The organism is Methanosarcina sp. (genome assembly GCF_049706645.1).
Taxonomy (GTDB): Archaea; Halobacteriota; Methanosarcinia; order Methanosarcinales; family Methanosarcinaceae; genus Methanosarcina.
The window spans coordinates 1-21,015 of the sequence record NZ_JBNAKP010000051.1 but is presented as its reverse complement, the minus strand read 5'-3'; the positions used below and the strand labels follow the sequence as shown (position 1 = coordinate 21,015).

Here is a 21,015-nt window from a genome sequence, read left to right as displayed (position 1 = left end):
CATCCCGAACACAGCAGATAAGCCTGCCCACGTTCCTGACTGTACTGAAGTACGCGAGTCTTCGGGAACTCTGGATCGCTGCCATACTCACCCTATACCTATTTTAAAATCATTTTTTTGATACTAGCTTTTCTGATACCATTTTATATTGTTTTTTGATCCTGATTCTATATTGTTTTTTATACTGGTTTTGATGTTACTCGTTACATTGCTTTGAATTCACTCTTTTAAAACGTTTTATCTACTTAATTTACAATGCATCATCGGTTCTTTTCTTCTTTCTCTATCCGGTTGAGCGAAGCAAACGAAACTTACTTACTTCCTTGGATAGAATGAAAATACCTTGGTTACAGAAACCCTCTGAGAAAAAACTTTGAAAAAAAGATTACCTGCCAAAAAACTGGTCAACTTGAGCAAGTTGAAAAAGCAGTTCATCTTACTCATTAATCAACCTTGTTGAGCGCAGCTCAATATCTTTAACTCAATATCTTTAACATAAGTTTTATGAAAAAAAAGTCAGGCAGAAGAAAGTGCCACAATGGCTTCTGCCAGATCTCCGTTTGAACTCTGCAAGGCCTTCCGGGCTTCGTCTTCAGAAACACCGGTCTGCTCCATTACGAGTTTTATATCTTCTGCGGGAATTTCCAGTTCTTTCGGGACTTCTTTTGCGTCACCTACAATCTGGTATGTTTCCGAGCCCTGGACTGTCATTATACTGACATTTGCATTCTCTATAATGATATTAGAGTCCGCAGTCTTTATGACTACTTCCTGAACATCCTTGAGCTCTTTAACATCAATCCCCATCTGTTTCATCATCTGCTTCATCTTGGCCGGGTTCATTCCCCGGCCTCCCACGCCTCCCATTCCTGGGAACATAGATTTGCTTCTCCTTTATTTTCGTTTACTTTTTCAGGTTCGGATTCAATACCTTCAGCGCGATTTTACTTTTCTTTAATGGCATCCGCCACAGGTGCCGCATCCGCCGCCAGCCGCGGGGTTGCGGATAAGGAATCCCTTTCCGTTTTCATCCTCAATAAAGTCAATGCTGCCCTCAGAGAAGCTCTTTTCAATTTCTTTTGCCATAACGAGTTTGATTCCGTTACTTTCCATAGTCACGTCGTCTTCCTTCTGTTCATCATCAAAAGCTAATCCGTACTGAATTCCGCTGCAGGCAACCCCGGCAACAAAAATTCTGAGAGCAAGCTCTGGTTTGTCTTCCTGTTCAAGCAATGTTTTTAATTCTGCAGCAGCTTTGTCTGTTACTTCTATCATTTACGCACCTCTTTTTTTCCTTTCCATACTTATAAAATATTTATATGTTTTATTTCCTATAAGATGCCATCCGTTACAGCTTACAGATAATTTCCAAACGTTATATACTCTTGCATCGGGCGCATATAACGTTTATTGTAAATTGCGCTTCTTTACCTGAAAAAGGCTTTTTCACAGGAGTCTGGAAGGGCAGGTTCTGGATTCTTTTTCAATGAATCCTGTTATTCTGCCAATATATAAATATATTTTCTATTTTATATATTTTTCTTCCAATATTTTTTTCACACTCCGTTTCACAGAAACTCGGCATCTTCATCAACAGGCTCCTCAAGAACCTTTGCATTATAAGCATTGATCTCCAGAGAGTTACGTTTCCCCTTTATCTCCCAGACAGGGATGTACACGAGCTCCATTTCGAGCTGTATTTCTTCAGACCTGGGGCTGATACTCCTGTGCTCATATATAACGGCCTGCCCTTCCGTGTTGTTAAAGCGTATCTCGCGTGTATTCTCCTCTATAATTAAGTCCAGAAGAATCTTCTCTGCCTGTTTTTTATCCACGTTCGGCCTTTTTAACTCATACTGCACGGCAGGAATCCTTGTAGGTGCAGCAAGCCCTTCGACTTCCATCTCTTCCTTTGATTTATTTAGAGCATTAAGAAAACCCTTTCCCTTTCCGGCAATACTCAAGACTTTTGACCTGAAGCGTTTTTCTGTCTCAACGCTATATCTGTATTTCCAGAAAGGTACAAACTTCAAAATTGCATCCTTAGGGTTGCTTATATAAGGTTTTGCAATAATAATCGCCTGATTTTTAGAAATCCTTGGCTCCACAGATTGTATATTAAGCACTTCATACGACTCGATTTCTGAAACCTCAGCCTGTTCGGATTTTCTTAAATTTTTTCTCTCCTCAAGGCTCCGTGCCGGGGATCTATTTTCAAAATAATTTTCTCCGGCATCTACTTGCTGGTTCTGAAGTTGCAAATTTTCTCCGTTAAAGCAAGGCTTCTGTCTGAACTCTTCTTTTAGCTTCCGGCTTTCTACAGGTAATTCGAAAGCCGGTTGCCTGTAAAGATCTCGTTTTTCACTGGCTGGTTGAATTTCCGGTTCAGAATACGAAATCTTTGATTTCTGTTCCAGATTTATAAGAACCGCTCTTCCAATTTGAAGGGCCAGTTCATCCCTATCCCAAACATAAATCCCAAATTCAGCTGCATAATCGATTAATTCTTCAGACCCTTTCCGGGTCATTACATAGATTCCTGTGCGGTCCCCTATCTTTTCGGAAAAGGCTTTTACTTCCTCGCAATCTGGCTGCAGGGCAAACCTGACATAAGCCTGATGCCCGTTTTTCTCCACAAGAATGTCACACTGGCTGGATATTGTGACATTGTATCCTGAGGATTTGAAGATATCAACAAGGATTTCTAAAAGGTCTTGCTTCATGATTCTCACTTTCTTATATCCTGCACCGCTAAAATAGTTTATGTTTACACCTGAAATATAATAATTTGACACTTTCTACTATAAGCTGGCCCTTCTTCCTTTTTTGCGTCTTTTCAACATTTTTCCCAAAGGTACAAATATTTAAGAAATTAAATCCTAACCAGATATCTATGAGTGGAATTAGGTTTGGAGCAGATTCCTTTTCCAGATATGAAGAAGGAATCAAGAAAGAGTGGATCCTGGGAAACGGACTCGGGGGATATGCCTCATCTACGGTGATAGGGGCAGGAACAAGGACTTACCACGGACTGCTTGTGGCAGCTCCAGAAAACTCTCCAGGAAGGTTTGTATTGCTTTCCTCCCTTGATGAGGAAATTTCGAGTAACAAAGAAGTTTATCGGCTTTCAACGCATAAATATCCAGGCACTGTTTTTCCTTCAGGCTTCAATTACCTCTCCAAATTCATTCTTGCTCCTTTTCCTCTCTGGGTTTACCAGCCAGATGCTTTTACCGTGAAGAAAAAGGTCTTTACGATTCACAATAGCAATACAACCTGCATTCTCTATGATATCAGATCCAGAAGAGAGGGAGCTCTGCTAAGGATTTTTCCGCTGGTCAATTCCAGAAACTTCCATTATACCGTTCGCTCAGGAGAGCTTTCCTTCTCGCAAAAAGCCGACCCTGCAGCAGTAAAGCTGGAGAGTTCTAACGGTTTTACTTTTTCGCTTTCATCCAATCTCCAGTATCGTTCTGATCCCAAATGGTATTATAACTTTGAGTATGATGCTGAGAAGCAAAGGGGGCTTAACTCCCAGGAAGACAATTTCAATCCGGGTTACTTCGAAAGCAAACTCAAACTCGGAACCTCCCATTTTTTTATTGCCGCTTCGACAGAAGATATTTCTTCTCTTACGCTCGAACAGGTTGAGGAACTCTATACCACGGAAGTATACCGACAAAATTTGCTTGCCTTCAATTCAAGGCTTACCGAGCCCTTTGCTCTCAAGCTTCTCAGGGCAACAGACCCTTTTATAGTGAAAAATCCTTCTTCAGGTGAAAACACAGTAATTGCAGGATATCACTGGTTTTCGGACTGGGGGCGGGATACTATGATCTCTATCCCTGGCCTGCTTTTAATTCCCCGCCGCTTCGAAGAGGCAAGGTCCATTCTTAAAAACTTTTCCAGGCATTGTAAGAGAGGCCTGATCCCCAACGCTTTCCTGGCACTCGGAGGAGAACCAGTTTACAATACTGTTGACGCTTCTCTCTGGTTTATCCACATCCTGGGCCGATATTTCGCATATACGAAAGACTTCCTTTTCCTCTCTGATGTCTGGGGTACCGTGGATAGTATAATAGACAACTACCATAAGGGTACGGACTTTGGAATCGGCTTGGACTCCGATTATCTTATCCGGCAGGGGCCTCAGCTAACCTGGATGGATGCCAAAGTCCGGGGACAGGCAGTAACCCCAAGAGCAGGCAAAGCCTGTGAAATCAATGCTCTCTGGTATAACGCCCTGAAAACTGCTTCCTACCTTGGTACTCTGCTGGGGAAAAATGTTTCTTCATATGAAACTCTTGCAGCCGGGGTAGCCTCAAATTTTGAGAACGCTTTCTGGAATCCAAAAACTAACTGCCTCTTTGACCTTGTCTCTCAGGATGAAGCAGGGAACGAGATCAAAGATCCTGCAATTCGCCCAAATCAGATCTTCGCAGTGGCTCTCCCTTATACTGTTCTTTCCCCTGATAAAGAAAAAGCAATAGTGGATAGAGTTGAGATGGATCTCCTGACTCCTTTTGGGCTCAGGAGCCTCTCGGCTGATCACCCTTTATATAAAGGGCACTATTCCGGAGACCCGGTAACCAGAGATGCGGCCTACCACAATGGGACAGTCTGGCCCTGGCTCCTCGGCGCTTATGTGAGAGCTTACCGGAAGGTCCATAACTATTCAAAAGAAAGCCTTGAAGATATGAGGGCGCTCCTTCAGGGTTTTGATGCACACCTTGAAACCGCAGGCGTAGGCACCATTTCCGAAGTTTTTGATGGGGACTATCCTTACTCTCCGGGCGGCTGCATTGCTCAGGCCTGGAGCGTTGCGGAAATTCTAAGAGCTTACACAGAGGATGTACTGGGAATCAAGCCCTGAAAAGAGGTTCGGGTTTAATTTCGTCTCTCTTCAGCACCCTTAAAATCTGATGCCCTCTCTTTTTTATACTAGTTTTACAATCTATCCCGCATGATTGATTTTGATACCTTGAAATCCGAAAACGGTTTGATCCTTGCTGTCGTTCAGGACCAGCTTAGCAGGGAGGTGCTTATGTGTGCCTATATGAATCGAGAAGCCCTTGAAAAGACTGTAGAAACCGGAATCTCACACTTCTGGAGCCGGAGCAGGCAACAATTGTGGAAAAAAGGAGAAACCTCGGGGCATACTCAGAAAGTAAAAGAAATCAGGGTCGACTGTGATATGGATTCTCTCCTCCTGCTGGTGGAACAGGCCGGCGGAGCCTGCCATATGGGGTATAGATCTTGCTTTTACCGAAATCTTGAAGGAGAGACTGTGGGAGAGAAGGTTTTCGAGCCGGATGATATCTATTGAGTTTGGAAAATTTAATGAATGTTGAATTATTTTAATGGATGTTGAATTATTTATTTTTCTTTTTCTTCATTTTATTTTTTATGACTAGGACTTACGCAGTTAAACTGAAAAATAGTAGCATGGAACCTCTAACTATCTCCCCTACAATATTTGAGACAGACCTGCTCCTGCATCTTTTAGCTCTTTTACTGCGTAAGTCCTATCAGAAAAGACCCTCTAACACATTTTAAGAGTCTCACTGCTTCTGTAATCCGACACAGAATTCTACAAATGGGTCGTTATTGGTCTATATTTATAGACAGGTTAGTCCGCAGTTGGAATTATCAACAGTTAACAATCCCAACAGTCCTCGAACCAACAGTTGTCACAATCGCTTAATCCCACCAGCCGTCAAAACCTTTGTCGCTACTTTCTGCTACACAGCCGCGGATGTTAAAGAACTTTATTTTGGACTCTTCACAGAAATCGTCCCTGCAGCCACAGTCAAAGCCGTCCCAGCCACTGTCGAACCAGTCGTTTTCTACGACGTCTGACAATTCGTTGCCCACCTTTTCTTTAGCTACCTCTTTAACCACTTTTTCTTTAGCTTTCTTCTCTTTAGCTACCTCTTTAACCACTTTTTCTTTAGCTACCTTCTCTTTAGCTACCTCTTTAACCACTTTTTCTTTAGCTACCTTTTCATTAAGGCTGCTTTTACATTTGTCGTTGCTCGTCTTTGAATCACACGCACTTGCTGACGCAGCTGTCAATGATACTACCAAGAATACAGCCAATAAAATAAAAACTGTCTTCTTTATTTTGTTAAAACTTTGCTCCCTCATCTATATTGTCTCCATCATTTTGTTCAATTTGATACAATTTCACCTTCATTGGTTTATCAATTCACTATTTATGGGCAAATGCAATTACTTTCATAATCAATCATCCACGCACATTTCTGGAAGACTATCTAATTAGTAAATTATATTCCTTTATTATTTGCCGATAAAAGTGATTTTTCACTGTATCACTAGGGTATTATTATCCAGCAAATATAATAATTAGAGAAATATAAATTAGGAACCAATATTAATTGAAACTTGATCTTGCATATTCCTATTCCTTAGAAGTATGCCTAATCTCAGTATCTTTCACAAACAATTTCCATCAAGAACTAGTGCTTTTCATTATTATTATTAATTTTGTAATTCGATTTCATATTTCTTTTCTCGTTAACCACGAAACTTATTATATTTCGGCTGTCTGGATTTTTGGGCATGTTTTCACTACCAGGCTCCTGAATGATTATTCAACATGCTAGATTAGAATAAATTGCAAGCTTCAATTACAAAATAGCAGCTTTGGGATCCGCTCCATAGATAACAGAAATCTCTTCATGCATAACGTATAATAACGAACAGAATAAGTTCAATTTATACGCAACTTTTTCCTCGTTTCGAGGAAAGGTTTTTCAGCTTTTTCAAAACTTTATTTTCCTTCAGCACGGCTTTCTGGCTTATTTCTTCTAAAAGAAATTCTCAGAGGTTTTATTATATACTTTCCGGCTCTATATCCCCTTATATGGCTGATGACAAGCGGATATGGAGGATTGTTCCGGATACAAGTGTAATTATTGACGGGAGGCTTTCGACCCGCGTTAGAAGCGGGGATTTCAGGGGTGCTGAGATTATTATTCCCGAAGCTGTGGTATCGGAACTTGAAGCCCAGGCAAATAAGGGCAGGGAAATAGGGTTTAAAGGGCTTGAAGAGCTTTTGGAACTCCGCAGGCTGGCAGAAAGGGATGAAATTCTCCTTCAATTCAGCGGGGTTCAGCCCACGCTTGAAGAGATAAAACTCTCTAAAGAGGGCAGGGTAGATGCTCTTATCCGAAGCACGGCTATTGAGGTCGGAGGGCTGTTTGTAAGCGAAGACAGGGTACAGTCTCTTATAGCTAAAGCAAAGGGGCTTAATGTTGAGTACATGCATCCCAAAGTTCTGGACCCATCCGAGTTTGCGCCTCTCAAAGTAGAGCGTTTTTTCACGGACGATACGATGTCCGTACATCTCAAAAACGGGGTCTCACCTATGGCCAAGAAAGGACCAATAGGGGACATACGCTATGTAAGTATTCGTGATGAACCTGCTACCTCTTCGGAACTTTCCAGCATCTCGCGAGAGCTTATTGAAAGGGCGAGGTTGGATCCAGAATCTTTTATCGAGATGTCTTCAAGTGGAGCTACTGTCCTGCAAATCCGGAACATGCGAATTGCAATTGCTAACCCGCCTTTTTCCGATGATATGGAAATTACGGTTGTCAGGCCAACCGTGGTTGTGGATCTTGAGCATTACCGGCTGAGCGATAAACTTAAAGAACGGATTGTAAGCCAGCGCGGTATTCTTATTGCCGGCCCGCCCGGAGCCGGAAAGTCTACTTTTGCAGCCGGAGTTGCCCGATACCTGAATGGCCACGGGCAGGTGGTCAAAACCATGGAGTCCCCAAGAGACCTTCAGGTGCCTCCTGAAATTACGCAGTATTCACCTCTGAATGGCAAAATGGAGAATACTGCGGATCTTTTGCTTTTGGTCAGGCCGGATTATACCATATATGATGAAGTCCGGAAGACTGCAGACTTCCTGATTTTTGCGGATATGCGGCTTGCAGGCGTGGGAATGATCGGGGTAGTACATGCAACCAGGGCAGTGGACGCAATTCAACGCCTGATTGGAAGGGTTGAACTTGGTGTAATCCCGCAGGTAGTGGATACTGTTATTTTTATTGACAAAGGAGAAGTCGCAAAAGTTCTGGTGCTAGAGTTTACTGTTAAAGTTCCTCATGGGATGACCGAACAGGATCTTGCAAGACCGGTAATTATTATTGCAGATTTTGAGACCCGAAGGGTCGAGTATGAGATCTATACCTATGGGGAACAGGTTGTTGTCATGCCAATAGGCCCTTCTACCGAAGTCAGGAAACCTGCCTGGAAACTTGCGGGAGAGGAAATACGGAACGTTATTGCCAGGTACGCGTCCGGTCCTGTTGAAGTGGAAGTGACCTCCGACGACAGTGCAGTCGTAAAGGTCCGGGAAGAGGAGGTGCGAAAAGTCATAGGCAAAGGCGGAAACGTTATTGACCGGATCGAAAATATCCTTGGGCTGCATATTGATGTAAGAGAGCTCGAGGCCGAAGCTCCAGGGGCTGCTAGAGGTCGAAAATACGGAGCTGAAAGCAGAGCTCCCCGGGAGAAACGAAAAACAGCCAGCTTTGAAGAGGTGCCTGCTGTCTCTTCGGTTCATCCTTTCATCGAAAGAGATAAGAAACACCTTATTCTTGGGGCGACGGAGCTTGCAGGAAAGGATGTGGAGATATATATTGGAGGTGAGTACCTTTTCAGTGCAACGGTAAGCCGGCACGGAGAAGTTAAACTCAGGGCAAACTCGGACCTTGCATCCGATATTATGGAAGCTCAGGACAGGGGAGAACCTCTTGAGATCAGGCTGATCTGATTTCTTCCGATTCCTCCTTTCTAGCTACTTTTCTCTTCTTTTTGCTATTTTTCTTTTTTTATATTTTTCCTTCTTTCTTCCTTTGTTTTAATATTATTTCTTCCTTCTTCTTTAATTTTGATATTCTTCCTTCTTTATTCCCTCTTTTTCCAGTCTCCGTCATCATTCCTTTTTTTCCATTCTTTCCTTTTTCTTTCCTTCCATTTGCTGGTGATTTTATCTTATTAGTTTTATCATTATTCGAGTCTCGTCGTGTCTCAAAAATTTTATATACTGTTGAACCTGATTCTTTAATTAAAAATTACAGGGGTTATGGTCAGATTGAATAAATTACATCAGGCAGAGCCGGAAATCAGGAAGGATTTCCAGGGAAGGATTGAGGTTTTTGACCAGAGCATAAGGAGTTTCGAAAAAAGACTCAGGGCAGTCGAAAGACGTCTTTCTATGGAAGCCCCCCCCGGACTGCAGGCTGGCAGGATTTTCTCCGGAAATTTCTCAGGTCTTTTCCCGGGGGAAAATGCAGGAAGCTTTGCTGCAGGCTCAGCAATTTTTCCACAGGTGCCCTCGGTTTCTCCTGAATCTTCAATTGACGGAAACTCTTTCCTTTCGGATTTAGTCCCTTCAGTGTCGGAAGGAAATGTTTCGGATTTTGGATTCAGTGCAGTACTTCCTTCGGGTGAGACCTCGAATCTTTCTATGATTTCTGTGGACAATTCTTCTGAGGTTTCGGGAACCGGTTATAAAATCAGGAACATAAATGAAGTCTTCTCCAGCGTCTCTGAAAGCCTCCGTTCCCTTCAGGCTGCCATATCCGAGCTGTCGAATTTTGCTCATAACAACCTCAAACCCGAGATCGAAAAACTGGATACGGAACTCCGTACGCTCAAGGTTCAGGAGAATACAAAAAGTGCATATATAAAGGAGCTTGAGTCCCGTATAGAAACCCTTGAGAGCCAGAACAGGCTCACCCTCGGCTCTATGAAGATTCCTTTTGAGATCTCAGGAGTTGCCGGCTCTTCAGCTCTTTTCTTTACCGGATTCCTTATCTGGTCCGGCCGATGGGATATCATAAGGTCTCCTTATTTCTCCACCGGGCTTGCCTTGCTGATGGCAGGGGCTGTTTTTATGAAGTTTTATACGGCCAATCGCACAAGGAAAACATTGACAGATAAACTATAAGCATAACAAAAAAATAACAGAATAAAAAACAGAATAAAAAATCTCCATACTGAGGTTTAACTTAAAAGTGCTTATTTTTCTTAATGTGGTCAGGATGCTATTAATGGCAGATCTCTAAAAATATTTATATAATTACTTTTTCCATTTACGTAATCTTATCTTTTCCAGGGAGACGCCATGATAGAACTGACCAAAGCTCTTATTCTGGGTTTTACAGTAGGAATATCTGCAGCCATTATTCCAGGGCCCATGATGTTCGCAGCGATTGCGGCGTCTATTAAGAACGGTTGGAGAGCGGGGCCTTCAATTTTCATAGGGCATGCCCTGGTAGAGCTGGCTATCTTTGTGATCGTCCTGGTAGGCGCATCTTCTTTTCTTGGAGAAACAGTCATTACATATCTGGCCATAATAGGCGGTTTGATTATGCTACTCTCAGGGCTGGTAATGATAAAAAATGCAAAAAAAGCTTCTACAATGGATATTTCCATTTCGGCCAGTAGCCTGAACCTGTCTTCGGGTCCGGCCCCCGCAAGAAATGTAAACTCAGCATTGAACCTGAAATCTACACTGGATCTTTTCTCAGACCCGGTATCTGCAGGAATCGTAACTTCGGCATTGAACCCTTTTTTCGTTATATGGTGGCTGACCGCAGGCAGCGCGATTGTCCTTCAGGAATACCTGATAGGCATCTTTGCAGTAGCTGCGTTTATTCTCGGCCACTGGATAGCAGACCTTGGGTTCCTTGTGGCTGTATCCTCATCCTTTTCACAGGGAAACAAAATTCTATCACAGCGCACGCATGAGATAATGGTATACGTATGCGGTGGCTTTATGGCACTTTTCGGCCTGTGGTTTATGATAAATAACAGCAGTATCGCTGCAATGATCTGAATTTATAATCTGAATCTTCTAGAACACTATACCTGGCACTGAAGATTGACGAAACAGTAAAGAAGGTTAGACCCGACGATTGGCGCGGTTTTGAGCCACGCGAAAGTGCTATAAAGCGAGCCCTGTACGAAATCCTCCATGATATAGCGGAAGTAGAACGTATCTTCATTATTATCAAGGCACAAAAGGAATACTGATGATTACGCAGATCGAGCTCGGTGATATCACAGTAGACGTGGTTTTCAAGGACATCAAGAACATTCACCTGAGCGTGTATCCTCCAACCGGCAGGGTCAAAATCTCAGCTCCCTTGCGCATGGATATCGATACTATTCGCATTTTTGCCATTTCCAGGTTAGGCTGGATCAAACAGAAACAGAAAAAATTCCAGGAACAGGAGCGTGAAACTCCGCGTGAGTACCTGGATCTTGAAAGCCATTACTTGTGGGGAAAGCGCTATTTGCTCAAAATTATCGAAGTCAATGAAGCGCCATCCGTCGAATTAAAACACAATAAGATTATCCTGCGGGTGCGCCCCGAAACAGATGATAAAAAGAAGCAGGCTATTATTGATGCATGGTATCGCGAGCAGCTTAAGAAGGCTGTACCACCGTTAATTGCCAGGTGGGAACCCCTGCTGGGTGTGAAGGTAGAGCGGTTCTTTGTGCAGCGGATGAAAACAAAATGGGGAAGCTGTAACTACAAAGCACGCAACATTAGACTCAACACCGAACTTGCCAGGAAACCAATAGAATGTCTCGAATATACCATCGTACATGAAATGACACATCTGCTGGAGCCGACGCACAATTCTCGCTTTATAACACTAATGGATCAGTTCATGCCAAAATGGCAGTTCTGCAAGGATAAACTGAATCAGTTACCGGTCAGCCATGAAAACTGGATTTATTGATACAATTTCTAAATTTTTAAACATTTTCCTGAAATCGAATTTCGAATTAGCACATTATATCGAGAACGGTGGCGAGAATATACTTCGTTGATTGCAATGGAGTGCACGACCCCGGCTTTAGTTTTCAAAAAGGATATCCACCATATAGCTGTGGGAAAATTATTATTCCATAGATTACTAATTAATTACTGGGGGTTTGAATGATCGTCATCTTCTCATTACTCCAGAAGAGGATGTTACCCTACATGAAGGTTATTTTGACATCTGTATGTTACTTGCTATTTTTGCCGGGATCTTTGTCGAATCGAGAAATCCTGGTTATCTAACCTTCTAAGCTGGGAGTAATTTAAAGGGAGTATAAATTAAAGGGAATAGGCTAGCGGGATACTAAATCAAAGGGGTATAGTATGTTAATTGAAGAAAATAAATCAGTATTACGCCGTTTCTGGGAAGAGGTTTTCAACGGGAAAAAGCTTGCCACTATAGACGAACTTTTCGCCCCTGACTGGGTTTATCATGGGGCAGGAGGCCAGGAGATACACGGACCTGAGGAGCTCAAGCAGTTTCTCTCCATATACTTTGACGCTTTTCCCGATTTCCGTGCAGATGTAGAAGATCTGATCGCCGAGGGGGACAGGGTAGCCAGCAGGGCAACCTGTTACGGCACGCATCAAGGGGAACTGATGGGAATCGCTCCGACCGGCAGACAGGTAACTGTTCCCGTGATCTGCATTAGCCGCCTTGCTGACAATAAGATAGTTGAGGACTTTGAGCTTGTCGACATCTTTGGAATGTTACAGCAACTTGGAGTTAACTCACCAGCAGAACAGAGATGAAACCGATATCTGATAAAAATATCACTGGATAAAAGATAATATTGGTCTGCGGGGCAAAAAATCGCAGATATATTTCAGCATATCGAGGAATAGAGAGAAGAAGAGCAAAATCTTTTCTTTATAACTTTTCTTCAAAACTTTTCTTTACAACTTTTCTTTACAACTTTTCTTCACAACTTTTATTAATCTCAGCGCTGAATTTTAACATCTGGGTAGGGTCTGCTGAAATTTCTTATAACGACATTAGCTTCGAATTACCTTCAAAAAATAATCGCTGGTAAAATCCCTGTATCCTTCTCTCATTACTTTTATTTTGATATACCCTTCAGCTTTTCCCGGAGGCAGTTCGGGATTAGAAATTTTTAATGTTACCTTTCCTTCAAGGTCGGTGACGCCTGAATATGCTTTTTCCCTATCAGGGCTCCAGGCAATCACATTTGCATCCCCTATCCTACGATTTTCGCTGTCAAACACTTTTACAAGCAAGCTCAGATTTGTTTCCTTATTGATCTCTCCTTCAGGTGAAGGCAAAGAAAATGCGCTTATATTTGTTGTTGCATACATGGGTTTCGGAGGAGTGGGGGCATTGCTAACGGCCGAAAGAACCGCGTAAAATCCGATGAGACCGATAATCGTAAGCACGACGATCCTTATTGGAAGCCCCAGAGTTCCTGCTTCATCGCGTTTGAGTTTTTCACGCAGCATATGCGACTCCTCCCTGTAGTTTTATTCCGTGCAGTTTTATCTCCGGAAGGTATTCAGTCCTCTAGCCTTGCAATCATCTTGTCTTGATGATCATAACGGCATCCTTTTTCTCGTAGTCATAAAAGCCGTCGGCCAGGATTTTCAGATCCATTGCCCCTTCGTTCTGGTTGGGGTCAAGCCTGATCCTCGCATTGTCTGCGGTTGTCAGGAAAGTGATCCCATTAGCATCTGTAGTATTTGATGCTGCCCCGCCTAGCCCTCTAAGGATAACATTTGCGTTCCTTACAGGATTTCCGTCTTGGTCAGTTGCCTTTACCACTACGGTTATGGCAAAAGGATTTTCTGCGGTTGTGGAATCCACTATTATTGAGTTCCCTTTCTCAAGAGTACCACCTCTAAGCCCTGCGCTTTCCACAAATACCGACATATCCTTTGTCGGAGTCGGCATGATCGAAATGAGCGTTGCAAGGGCAACCATCCCAACAACAAGCATTACCACAATGTTTATCGGGAGCTCCATGGCTTTTTCGTCACGTTTGATCAATTTAATTCTTACCATATTTTATCCCCATTAAACTTTGTTAAGTTATTCACATTAAACTGTATTAATTTTTTGCTAGTATATCTCAGCCCTCTATGAGGATTTGGAACTTAAGGACATGAAAGAAAGGCTGGAAGTCTTGGAAGCTATGCTAACAGCTGCAGAACTCAGAAGAAGGCTAGAAGTCCTTGAGTATGTCCCAGGTTCCCAGGAAAGAAAGATTTTCTTTATAGATGAAGGCTCAGACCAGGCCTTGACAAAAGCCCAGTGGGAGGCCGTAAAAGCCTGGGAGCAGGCCCGCCCATGGGGGCAGGCTCATGTAATAGTCTTTGAGGAGGTTGGTCCAGCTTGATGCTTTTCATTAATATAAGGTTATGTAAATAATAAGTTTTTTTATGCCTGTAAGGTAGGGGGATGATGGTCAAAAACAGTATCAGTAGTTAGATTTTTTCTGAAAACCAACTATTTTCCAGAACTTCCACCAGGGCATTTTGCTTTAATTGATGTCAAGAGGCTCGCTACTTGATTAAAGCATCTGGTCAGTATGGCTCTTCGCTGTTTTGTGTGGGTTGAAAATAATTGCTTAGTTAGAAAGTAGCCATGCTAAAAAAGAGAAAAGTTGAGCTTGAATGTGATTTTCAGCAGCAAACGTTTCTAAATTTTATACATGCTAATTCAACATTTGGAAAATGAATATAAGTTACCCACTCGAAACAGCGAAGAGCCATTAGTGTATTCATTCCCTTGATATTTCTGCTTTATATCTACCTCTTTCGGCCCGATATTCATCGACTCCAGTGGAGATCCCATCAAGCATATAAGAAAGCCAATCCATAACATCTGAAAGAACTGAAATATTAAGGATCATGTGTGGGGTATTAACCAAAAATGGCTTGTTCATGTTATCATTAGGATAACGAAATGCCTGTGCCATTTTATCCTGTTCAATTAATTTTATAAAATAACTTATTGTTTCATAATTCGTTCTAAATTCCATTTGAGTGTCTTCACTCAAATCTGAAACTCCTTCCTCCTGTTCTATTTTGTTTAAAACTTCTTCACACGCGGTCCATAAATTAGTCAAATTGTGACTGCTCGTCACATCGTGACCTCTCTTGTCTTTATATTTATCTAGAGAAATTAGATATCCATTTCTATGGATAATTTCTTTCATCTTTAATTCTAGATAATGCTCAAACAAAAAAAAGATAGGGTAACCAAGCGTATGAATATCTTCTTTACCAGTAACGATTATTTCTCTTTTCAAAGCTTTTACTAATTTTTGAGCTGCATTTAAATATCCATGTGCATATGCATTAAGAGGCCAAAGCGGATCGCCGCCTTTATAGTCGTTATAAGTCCTGCCAACAATTTCAAACCCCTGAGTTCGTTTATAGAAGTTCAACGAGCGGTCAGGTCTTTTTGGGGGATCGGGAAAGGGATTAAAACCCAATATATATCGAGGTTCCATACTCTCAATGTAGGATACAATAGCCTCAGGGTTTGAAGCACAAAGTGCCAGAAGTCTGTTATGCTTTCTAGATTCCAAATTTTCAATGTAGGATACAATAGCTTCAGGGTTTGAAGCGCATAGTTCAAGAATCTCTGTACGTTTCATTTTTTTTGGCATACAAAGAAAAAGGAGTTACTAATATCTAAATTTTCTTAAGAAGACTTTGTTCGTTAGATATTTCATTATAAAATGTTTAGTGAAAATGAGTAATATTACCAGAACTTCCACCATGGCTTTTTATTCCCTGAAGCTTCAATGGCCTTCTGATTAATCAAGCTCTGGACCTGAAGCATGTAATTGTGCATGATCCTCAGGTCCTCTTCTCTCTGGCTGTCCTTCTCAAATTAGTACTTTAGTGTGAAGTTATGCCTTTCTAACTCTTCCGATCTTGTGAGCAACTGTGCAAGCTTCACCGGATTAGGGGCCTATCTCAAGCTCTCTTCCAAGGTCTTAATCTGTCCATCCTTTTTGTGAAGCTGGTCGTTACCGAACATATAAATAAAGTTGAAGAAGATATATAGGGCGTGCACACTAGTAAAAATACTGAATCCAATTATAAAGATGAATATAAAATCCAGGCTATGTTGGCAGAATATAATGCACTAATCTCAGAATATCGAGATCGAATGAAAATTCAACATAATCTTTTGCAAATACATATTACTGTTTTAACTGCTATTATGGGCGTTGCCTTCTCACAATTATCAACCACCACGTTTCCCACCAAGTTTCTTCTGTTGATTCCAATTGAGTCTTCTATATTTGGAATATGGTATTTTGATATCGCAATAACAATGTTAGAGATTGGAGCATATATCAGATATAAGATCAAAACAAAAATTCAGACCGATTTTAATGACAAATGCATTATGGGGTGGGAAGCTTATTTCAATGGAGAAAAAGAAGGTAATTCCAAAGAAACTAATGTTTTTAATCTACATTCCCAACACAAAATCCGACATATTGTTTCATGGTTAATAGTATTAGTGAGTTTTTTTGGACCAGCAGTAATATCCTTTCTTTATCTGCAAAAAAGTAACATTGTCGAAAATGATATATATGAATTCTTTAAATCCCTTTATATCATTTTATTTGCTATAATTCCTTTCGTTGTAGGATATTATATTTCTAGATCTTTAAAAATTGATCAAGAATACAGGAATGAGAAACATATTGTAACAAATATGACTCAACAATCCTGACACAATAAAAACCTTTTTTGAACTTCAAGGCCCAAGACTCATATTTAATATTCTCCAGGAAATAGTTTATTTTTTTTAGACGTCTTTACCCTGTTACTTCTCCAAACTATATTATTCCACATCACATAGGAATAAAGGACATTTGACCGATAACCGCACCATGAAAAGCAGAAAAAGAATTGAGAAACATATAGACATTTTTTCAACATCAGAAGGCGTGGTTTATCCGGTAGCGAAGACGAAGAAAATGACCTGAAAACCATTCTCACTTCACGGAAGTTTTTTGATTTTATTGGAAATTGAGGGGGTTCACAAAAATTGGGACATTAATTCAATTAAATAGCCATGATGTGCAGAAAAATAGACGAAAAATCAAAGAGCAAAAATATTTACACAAAGCTTTCGAGCTTAGGCATTGAAAAAATTAACTGTGTTTACTTATCATCTTCGATGTTTAACATTTTTTTAATTTTTGCCAGTTCTGCCAAGTCCTCTTCGGTCAATGGATCCGCCTTTCTAAAGGTTACGCCCTCGCAGGTCGCTATAAACCGCCGCCTGGGGTCCGCCGGGTGAAGGTCTATGCCCTCCTCGTCCGGCTCTGCCATTCTAGGATACATCTTATCCAGGGCCGCCGTTAATTCCTCCCCGGTCATGTTTTCCCGGTCTATCCAGTAGGGGTCCGTTGCCATCTTATGGGCCTTATATGCCTCCCATTCCTGCATTCGTTTCTTCCTGGCTTCCTCTCCTGAATCCGTATATAGTCCTCCCGATACTCTGGAAGCTGCCCGCCTATCTATAAACAGCCTTATCAAAATTTAGGGACAAAAGCAACTGATCCTGAGTCCCATTGTTGAGTTTTTAGATCGAAGATCATACATTAATATATTGTGGAATTGCCTCTAAAGGGCTCTAGATCCTTTCATTCGGGTAGGTTGAATAGCTATGTTTTCTTTTATACAGGACCACTGTAAGCAGACCAGCTGCTCCGCAATATATTTCAAATCCTGGTATACCCTGGATTTCGTTTTGTGCAGTTTTTTGTTCTTTATTCGCTGTAATGTTCTTATTAATAATTGTTTCAGGTGATTCAAGCTGTATTTCTTTTACAGTTTCTTCAGATGAGGTTTTCGATGTACTCGTTATTGCAAATGAAGAGAATCCCGAAGTCTTGGCTGTAAAATGCAGAAATTTGTCGTCTTCCCCTGAAAGGCTTACTGGGAATTGCTCCCATTTTTTATCGCTGTACCTGTTAAGAGCGATAGAGGCTGGATCTATCTTTTTGCCCTTTATCCAGGATTTCTCAACCCTGAAACAAACAGTCGGGTTTTCTATATTCTTTGATGTTGCAACTCCTCCGTTTCCGACCCAGACATTAAAGGATTTGTAAACCTCGCCAGAAGGCAGTTCAGAAACCAGAGCAGATCTTCCTTTGAGCATTTCAGCAATAGTTGTAGTTTTACCAAAAGTTCTCTTTGCATCAAAGCTTACGTACATGACACCGGTTGCGTTCTTTGTAAAATCAAACTTTACAGGTTTCCCGTTTGTAACGAATGCCTGTGAAATTTCCTTCACCTGGACATTCTTTGCAGGTTCAGGGGAACCGCCTTCACCGCCATCGGAACTGCTATGACTGCTTCCTCCACTACTGCCGCCGCTTGAACTGCCTGTTGTAAGTACATTTATTACAGAAGTTTTTGAGTTAGTTCCGTTTTCGTTGCTTACAGTCAGGTTGACAGTATAGGTTCCAGAATTTTCGTATATATAAACCGGATTTATATCCCCTGAATCTGCCTTTCCATCGTTATCGAAGTCCCATTCTCTTGATAATACGTTTTGGGAGAAATCATTAAACTGTATTGTCAGGGGAGCATAACCCTCGGTGATGTCGGTACTGAAGTTCGCTACAGGAAGTATTGCTACTGATTTTTCTGATGAAGATAATAAAGAACGCAATTCGTAAGTAGTATTATTCGTTGCTGTAAATACGATTCCGTCATCTTCAGATGTGTATGGTACAGTCACTCCATCGTGACTAACTGCAACATTTGACATATTTGTCATTACATTAAGTGTACACGGGTATCCGCTGGTGTTTACAGTAAAGCGCATGTAACCGTTATTATAATCTGTAATATTTACTTGAGTTGTGTTTTGGGCTGATTGTGTGAAATAATATTCATTTAACCCACATAATCGAATATTATTTGCCGCAAATCCGTTGGAAAATGTTGTAAAATAACTTGCGTTAATACTACTACCTGTTACTGGTTCTTTATCCGTAGCTACTGTGAATGCCGGGAATACAATACCCTGTGCAATACTCGTATTCCACCATTGCCAGTAAGGGTTACACAAATTTCCAGCTGATAACCAGCTAGCGCCAGATTCACATGAACGCCAGATCATACCGTACCGCTGATATGCATATATTGCCTGGGAAATGCTACCTGAACTCTCTCGCGCTGCCCACGTTCTTGGCTGTTTTCCAAATGTATTAACTATAGTATTATACTCAGAATCCATTATAGCAATTGCAGTTTCATTAGGCAATGTGTCAAGATTTACAGTATAGTGGATACCTATTTCCCATCCTGCATCCAGTAATGCTTTTTGATATGCAACAGTTGCAGAATCTAAGTGATCAGCGTCTACATAAATAGTGCTTTTCTGTCCATTAGATTTCATTAAATTAATGCCATTTCCATTATTCTCCGGATCAGGATATTTAATGGCTAATGCAGATATCGATTTAGTACCATATGATGTTACAGTCTTTCTGGGGATTTCCTGTTTTATAGAGTATAAATGTACAACATATGGACCGGTATCATCATCCGCAAAGTAGGCTGAAAGATACACCATCGGTTGATTAACAAATACATAGTTCTGGTTTCGAGTATTCATCGTTCTGAATGGTGTTTTTGTATAGATCGTATTATTATATTTTAACAGGTTAGTTCTATTCGATTCATAACACGCTACGCTAAATGTGACTTTATTGTCTATTATATTCGCTGCTGGAACAGTAATATAGTTGTTTTGTGTGCTTTCATTATCTGCAGTCCAGTACGATGCGAGCTTATAATCTCCATTAGCTTTTTTAAACACTGCCACAAGTGAATTACTTGCTACGATATTCACATAGGAACTGCCAGATACACCTTCAGTTCCTAAAGTATAGGTGATATTACTATCGGTTGTTGGATATAAATTGGTAAAAAACAGATCTCCTGAAGCAGGTTTTAAATATGTTACATCGGCACATTTTAAGTTGCTATTGTATGTTAATGTAACATTTGAAAGTGTATTTTTAATTGACTCTATATACACACCTTGCGGAATACTGGATGATTGAGAAAAATCCGTATTCATCAGTGTTAATGAACCGCTATCATTGTTATTTAGCACTGTAATACAGTTAGCTTGTGTTTTTGTCGAATTGCTTACAGAATCAGAAACATTTAAAGTTGCAATATATGTTCCAGCCGAGCCAGAGGTGTTATTCGGACTTTGTCCATTAGAGTTAGGAGAACCATCGCCAAAGTTCCACTCCCATGCTTCTGGTAAACCAGTGATGGTATCGTTAAACTGGACGGATGTAGGTGAATAGCCGCTCTTTAGGCTGGTACTGAAGCTCGCTACAGGATTTGCAGATGCAGCTGCTCCGATTCCAGAGCCTAATGTGAACATAATCATAACCATTAGCGTGGTGATTATTCTATTCATCTTGATTCTCCATCAGTTTATTCATTTTAATTCTCCAACCAAAACGTAAAGTTCAGGGCTTGCTCGGGTTAGCCACAAGATAGCATAAAACATTAGATTGTTTAGACACACGTGACTCTATTAAATTACATCTATTGTCTTGGTGTCAAAGAAGTAAGTCCTAAAAATGGCATTAATGAACTTAAATATTTTAAATAGTTGAGTAAACAATATAAAGGTACTGGCTCAAATTACCCAAATAAAAGTTACGAAACTTGAAGAGATTAGAGCCCAATAGTCAGAGTTAACATAGGTACAAGAGCAGGATTTAATCTCATTTCCAAAAAATCAGAAGCATTTGATGCTGATCTGGCACTTATGATGCAGATAGTTAATTTTAGTTTTAGCATATACCCAGGAGAATTCTTCTATGCTGGGCTTACAAATCTTCAGTTATTCAGACTCTTAGCTAACCAGCCTATACTTTCAGCGAACACTCTATACACCAGACCATCACTAATGGAGCTGGAATTTGTTCTCATTAAACTTTGTTAAGTTATTCGCATCAAACTGCCCTAATAGTTTGGTACTATGCCTTGCCCTTTTATTACAACGGGAGCGCAGAGGGTCACGAATACCCCTTCCTTTAGGTAGGGGATGAAGTGAACCCTCGCCTCTTCGTTTTTCTCTTTAAATATCTAAACCATAGTTTCCTTGTATA

Annotated in this window: 18 protein-coding genes and 1 rRNA gene; 10 read left to right on the top strand and 9 right to left on the bottom strand. The window is 41.0% G+C overall.

All coding sequences use genetic code 11. The annotated features are described in order from the left end of the window. Positions 1 to 87 (top strand): 5S ribosomal RNA (rrf, locus tag ACPK8D_RS15450); the annotation flags it as partial. A 429-nt stretch (positions 88 to 516) separates the two neighbouring features. On the opposite strand, the gene ACPK8D_RS15445 is transcribed toward rrf, so the two are convergent. The 3 genes from ACPK8D_RS15445 to ACPK8D_RS15435 all read right to left on the bottom strand — a co-directional run bounded on the left by ACPK8D_RS15445 (position 517) and on the right by ACPK8D_RS15435 (position 2,723). Further along, complete coding sequence (locus tag ACPK8D_RS15445) at positions 517 to 879, bottom strand: nascent polypeptide-associated complex protein (RefSeq protein WP_424718747.1); 363 nt, start codon at positions 877 to 879, stop codon at positions 517 to 519. A 75-nt stretch (positions 880 to 954) separates the two neighbouring features. Continuing rightward, on the bottom strand, positions 955 to 1,275 hold the full coding sequence (locus ACPK8D_RS15440) for a HesB/IscA family protein (RefSeq protein ID WP_424718746.1): 321 nt from the start codon (positions 1,273 to 1,275) through the stop codon (positions 955 to 957). Between the two features lie 293 nt (positions 1,276 to 1,568). After that, positions 1,569 to 2,723: a hypothetical protein gene (locus ACPK8D_RS15435; RefSeq protein ID WP_424718745.1), complete on the bottom strand. Its 1,155-nt coding sequence runs from the start codon at positions 2,721 to 2,723 to the stop codon at positions 1,569 to 1,571. Between the two features lie 170 nt (positions 2,724 to 2,893). Here ACPK8D_RS15435 and ACPK8D_RS15430 point away from each other — a divergent pair, with 170 nt between their 5' ends. Together ACPK8D_RS15430 and hisI are read left to right on the top strand one after the other, a co-directional pair. Further along, a complete protein-coding gene (locus ACPK8D_RS15430) occupies positions 2,894 to 4,873 on the top strand; it encodes an amylo-alpha-1,6-glucosidase (RefSeq protein ID WP_424718744.1) in 1,980 nt (659 codons plus the stop codon). A 90-nt stretch (positions 4,874 to 4,963) separates the two neighbouring features. Further along, entirely contained in the window at positions 4,964 to 5,326 is a 363-nt protein-coding gene (hisI, locus tag ACPK8D_RS15425) for a phosphoribosyl-AMP cyclohydrolase (protein WP_424718743.1), read from the top strand. 374 nt (positions 5,327 to 5,700) lie between these two features. Here hisI and ACPK8D_RS15420 read toward each other — a convergent pair whose 3' ends face one another. Further along, positions 5,701 to 6,147: a hypothetical protein gene (locus tag ACPK8D_RS15420; protein WP_424718742.1), complete on the bottom strand. Its 447-nt coding sequence runs from the start codon at positions 6,145 to 6,147 to the stop codon at positions 5,701 to 5,703. A 739-nt stretch (positions 6,148 to 6,886) separates the two neighbouring features. Between ACPK8D_RS15420 and ACPK8D_RS15415 the strand changes: the two genes are divergently transcribed. From ACPK8D_RS15415 to ACPK8D_RS15395, 5 genes are all read left to right on the top strand, one after another. Continuing rightward, positions 6,887 to 8,809 (top strand): PINc/VapC family ATPase, encoded by a 1,923-nt coding sequence (locus ACPK8D_RS15415; protein ID WP_424718741.1) that lies wholly within the window; start codon positions 6,887 to 6,889, stop codon positions 8,807 to 8,809. Positions 8,810 to 9,121: 312 nt separating this feature from the next. Then, positions 9,122 to 9,988: a hypothetical protein gene (locus ACPK8D_RS15410; protein WP_424718740.1), complete on the top strand. Its 867-nt coding sequence runs from the start codon at positions 9,122 to 9,124 to the stop codon at positions 9,986 to 9,988. 177 nt (positions 9,989 to 10,165) lie between these two features. Beyond that, positions 10,166 to 10,879, top strand: coding sequence for a LysE family transporter (locus ACPK8D_RS15405; RefSeq protein WP_424718739.1), 714 nt, complete (start codon positions 10,166 to 10,168; stop codon positions 10,877 to 10,879). Between the two features lie 196 nt (positions 10,880 to 11,075). Next, positions 11,076 to 11,792 carry a M48 family metallopeptidase gene (locus tag ACPK8D_RS15400; protein ID WP_424718738.1) on the top strand — a complete coding sequence of 239 codons (717 nt, stop codon included), beginning with the start codon at positions 11,076 to 11,078 and terminating at the stop codon, positions 11,790 to 11,792. A 407-nt stretch (positions 11,793 to 12,199) separates the two neighbouring features. Then, positions 12,200 to 12,628: an ester cyclase gene (locus ACPK8D_RS15395; RefSeq protein ID WP_424718737.1), complete on the top strand. Its 429-nt coding sequence runs from the start codon at positions 12,200 to 12,202 to the stop codon at positions 12,626 to 12,628. Positions 12,629 to 12,871: 243 nt separating this feature from the next. Here ACPK8D_RS15395 and ACPK8D_RS15390 read toward each other — a convergent pair whose 3' ends face one another. Beyond that, a complete protein-coding gene (locus ACPK8D_RS15390; RefSeq protein WP_424718736.1) occupies positions 12,872 to 13,333 on the bottom strand; it encodes a carboxypeptidase regulatory-like domain-containing protein in 462 nt (153 codons plus the stop codon). Between the two features lie 73 nt (positions 13,334 to 13,406). Then, positions 13,407 to 13,892 carry an Ig-like domain-containing protein gene (locus tag ACPK8D_RS15385; RefSeq protein ID WP_424718735.1) on the bottom strand — a complete coding sequence of 162 codons (486 nt, stop codon included), beginning with the start codon at positions 13,890 to 13,892 and terminating at the stop codon, positions 13,407 to 13,409. A gap of 85 nt (positions 13,893 to 13,977) precedes the next feature. Here ACPK8D_RS15385 and ACPK8D_RS15380 point away from each other — a divergent pair, with 85 nt between their 5' ends. Continuing rightward, positions 13,978 to 14,226 carry a hypothetical protein gene (locus tag ACPK8D_RS15380; protein ID WP_424718734.1) on the top strand — a complete coding sequence of 83 codons (249 nt, stop codon included), beginning with the start codon at positions 13,978 to 13,980 and terminating at the stop codon, positions 14,224 to 14,226. 384 nt (positions 14,227 to 14,610) lie between these two features. Here the strand turns inward: ACPK8D_RS15380 and ACPK8D_RS15375 are convergent, their stop codons facing one another. Then, the gene (locus tag ACPK8D_RS15375) at positions 14,611 to 15,504 is read right to left on the bottom strand and encodes a hypothetical protein (protein WP_424718733.1); all 894 of its coding nucleotides are present in this window, start codon (positions 15,502 to 15,504) and stop codon (positions 14,611 to 14,613) included. A 407-nt stretch (positions 15,505 to 15,911) separates the two neighbouring features. Here ACPK8D_RS15375 and ACPK8D_RS15370 point away from each other — a divergent pair, with 407 nt between their 5' ends. Next, the gene (locus ACPK8D_RS15370; RefSeq protein ID WP_424718732.1) at positions 15,912 to 16,589 is read left to right on the top strand and encodes a hypothetical protein; all 678 of its coding nucleotides are present in this window, start codon (positions 15,912 to 15,914) and stop codon (positions 16,587 to 16,589) included. Between the two features lie 434 nt (positions 16,590 to 17,023). Here the strand turns inward: ACPK8D_RS15370 and ACPK8D_RS15365 are convergent, their stop codons facing one another. Both ACPK8D_RS15365 and ACPK8D_RS15360 read right to left on the bottom strand, forming a co-directional pair. After that, a complete protein-coding gene (locus ACPK8D_RS15365; protein WP_424718731.1) occupies positions 17,024 to 17,311 on the bottom strand; it encodes a hypothetical protein in 288 nt (95 codons plus the stop codon). A gap of 187 nt (positions 17,312 to 17,498) precedes the next feature. Next, positions 17,499 to 20,315, bottom strand: a complete 2,817-nt coding sequence (locus tag ACPK8D_RS15360; RefSeq protein WP_424718730.1) for a PGF-pre-PGF domain-containing protein — start codon at positions 20,313 to 20,315, stop codon at positions 17,499 to 17,501. Positions 20,316 to 21,015 lie beyond the last annotated feature (700 nt).

Excerpts from the sequence above, each read along its gene's own strand:
- ACPK8D_RS15440 (WP_424718746.1), bottom strand. The coding sequence starts at position 1,275 with ATGATAGAAGTAACAGACAAAGCTGCTGCAGAATTAAAAACATTGCTT.
- ACPK8D_RS15435 (WP_424718745.1), bottom strand. The coding sequence starts at position 2,723 with ATGAAGCAAGACCTTTTAGAAATCCTTGTTGATATCTTCAAATCCTCA.
- ACPK8D_RS15420 (WP_424718742.1), bottom strand. The coding sequence starts at position 6,147 with ATGAGGGAGCAAAGTTTTAACAAAATAAAGAAGACAGTTTTTATTTTA.
- ACPK8D_RS15405 (WP_424718739.1), top strand. The coding sequence starts at position 10,166 with ATGATAGAACTGACCAAAGCTCTTATTCTGGGTTTTACAGTAGGAATA.
- ACPK8D_RS15410 (WP_424718740.1), top strand. The coding sequence starts at position 9,122 with ATGGTCAGATTGAATAAATTACATCAGGCAGAGCCGGAAATCAGGAAG.
- ACPK8D_RS15395 (WP_424718737.1), top strand. The coding sequence starts at position 12,200 with ATGTTAATTGAAGAAAATAAATCAGTATTACGCCGTTTCTGGGAAGAG.
- ACPK8D_RS15385 (WP_424718735.1), bottom strand. The coding sequence starts at position 13,892 with ATGGTAAGAATTAAATTGATCAAACGTGACGAAAAAGCCATGGAGCTC.
- ACPK8D_RS15375 (WP_424718733.1), bottom strand. The coding sequence starts at position 15,504 with ATGCCAAAAAAAATGAAACGTACAGAGATTCTTGAACTATGCGCTTCA.
- ACPK8D_RS15445 (WP_424718747.1), bottom strand. The coding sequence starts at position 879 with ATGTTCCCAGGAATGGGAGGCGTGGGAGGCCGGGGAATGAACCCGGCC.
- ACPK8D_RS15360 (WP_424718730.1), bottom strand. The coding sequence starts at position 20,315 with ATGAATAGAATAATCACCACGCTAATGGTTATGATTATGTTCACATTA.
- ACPK8D_RS15400 (WP_424718738.1), top strand. The coding sequence starts at position 11,076 with ATGATTACGCAGATCGAGCTCGGTGATATCACAGTAGACGTGGTTTTC.
- ACPK8D_RS15415 (WP_424718741.1), top strand. The coding sequence starts at position 6,887 with ATGGCTGATGACAAGCGGATATGGAGGATTGTTCCGGATACAAGTGTA.
- ACPK8D_RS15365 (WP_424718731.1), bottom strand. The coding sequence starts at position 17,311 with ATGCAGGAATGGGAGGCATATAAGGCCCATAAGATGGCAACGGACCCC.
- hisI (WP_424718743.1), top strand. The coding sequence starts at position 4,964 with ATGATTGATTTTGATACCTTGAAATCCGAAAACGGTTTGATCCTTGCT.
- ACPK8D_RS15430 (WP_424718744.1), top strand. The coding sequence starts at position 2,894 with ATGAGTGGAATTAGGTTTGGAGCAGATTCCTTTTCCAGATATGAAGAA.
- ACPK8D_RS15390 (WP_424718736.1), bottom strand. The coding sequence starts at position 13,333 with ATGCTGCGTGAAAAACTCAAACGCGATGAAGCAGGAACTCTGGGGCTT.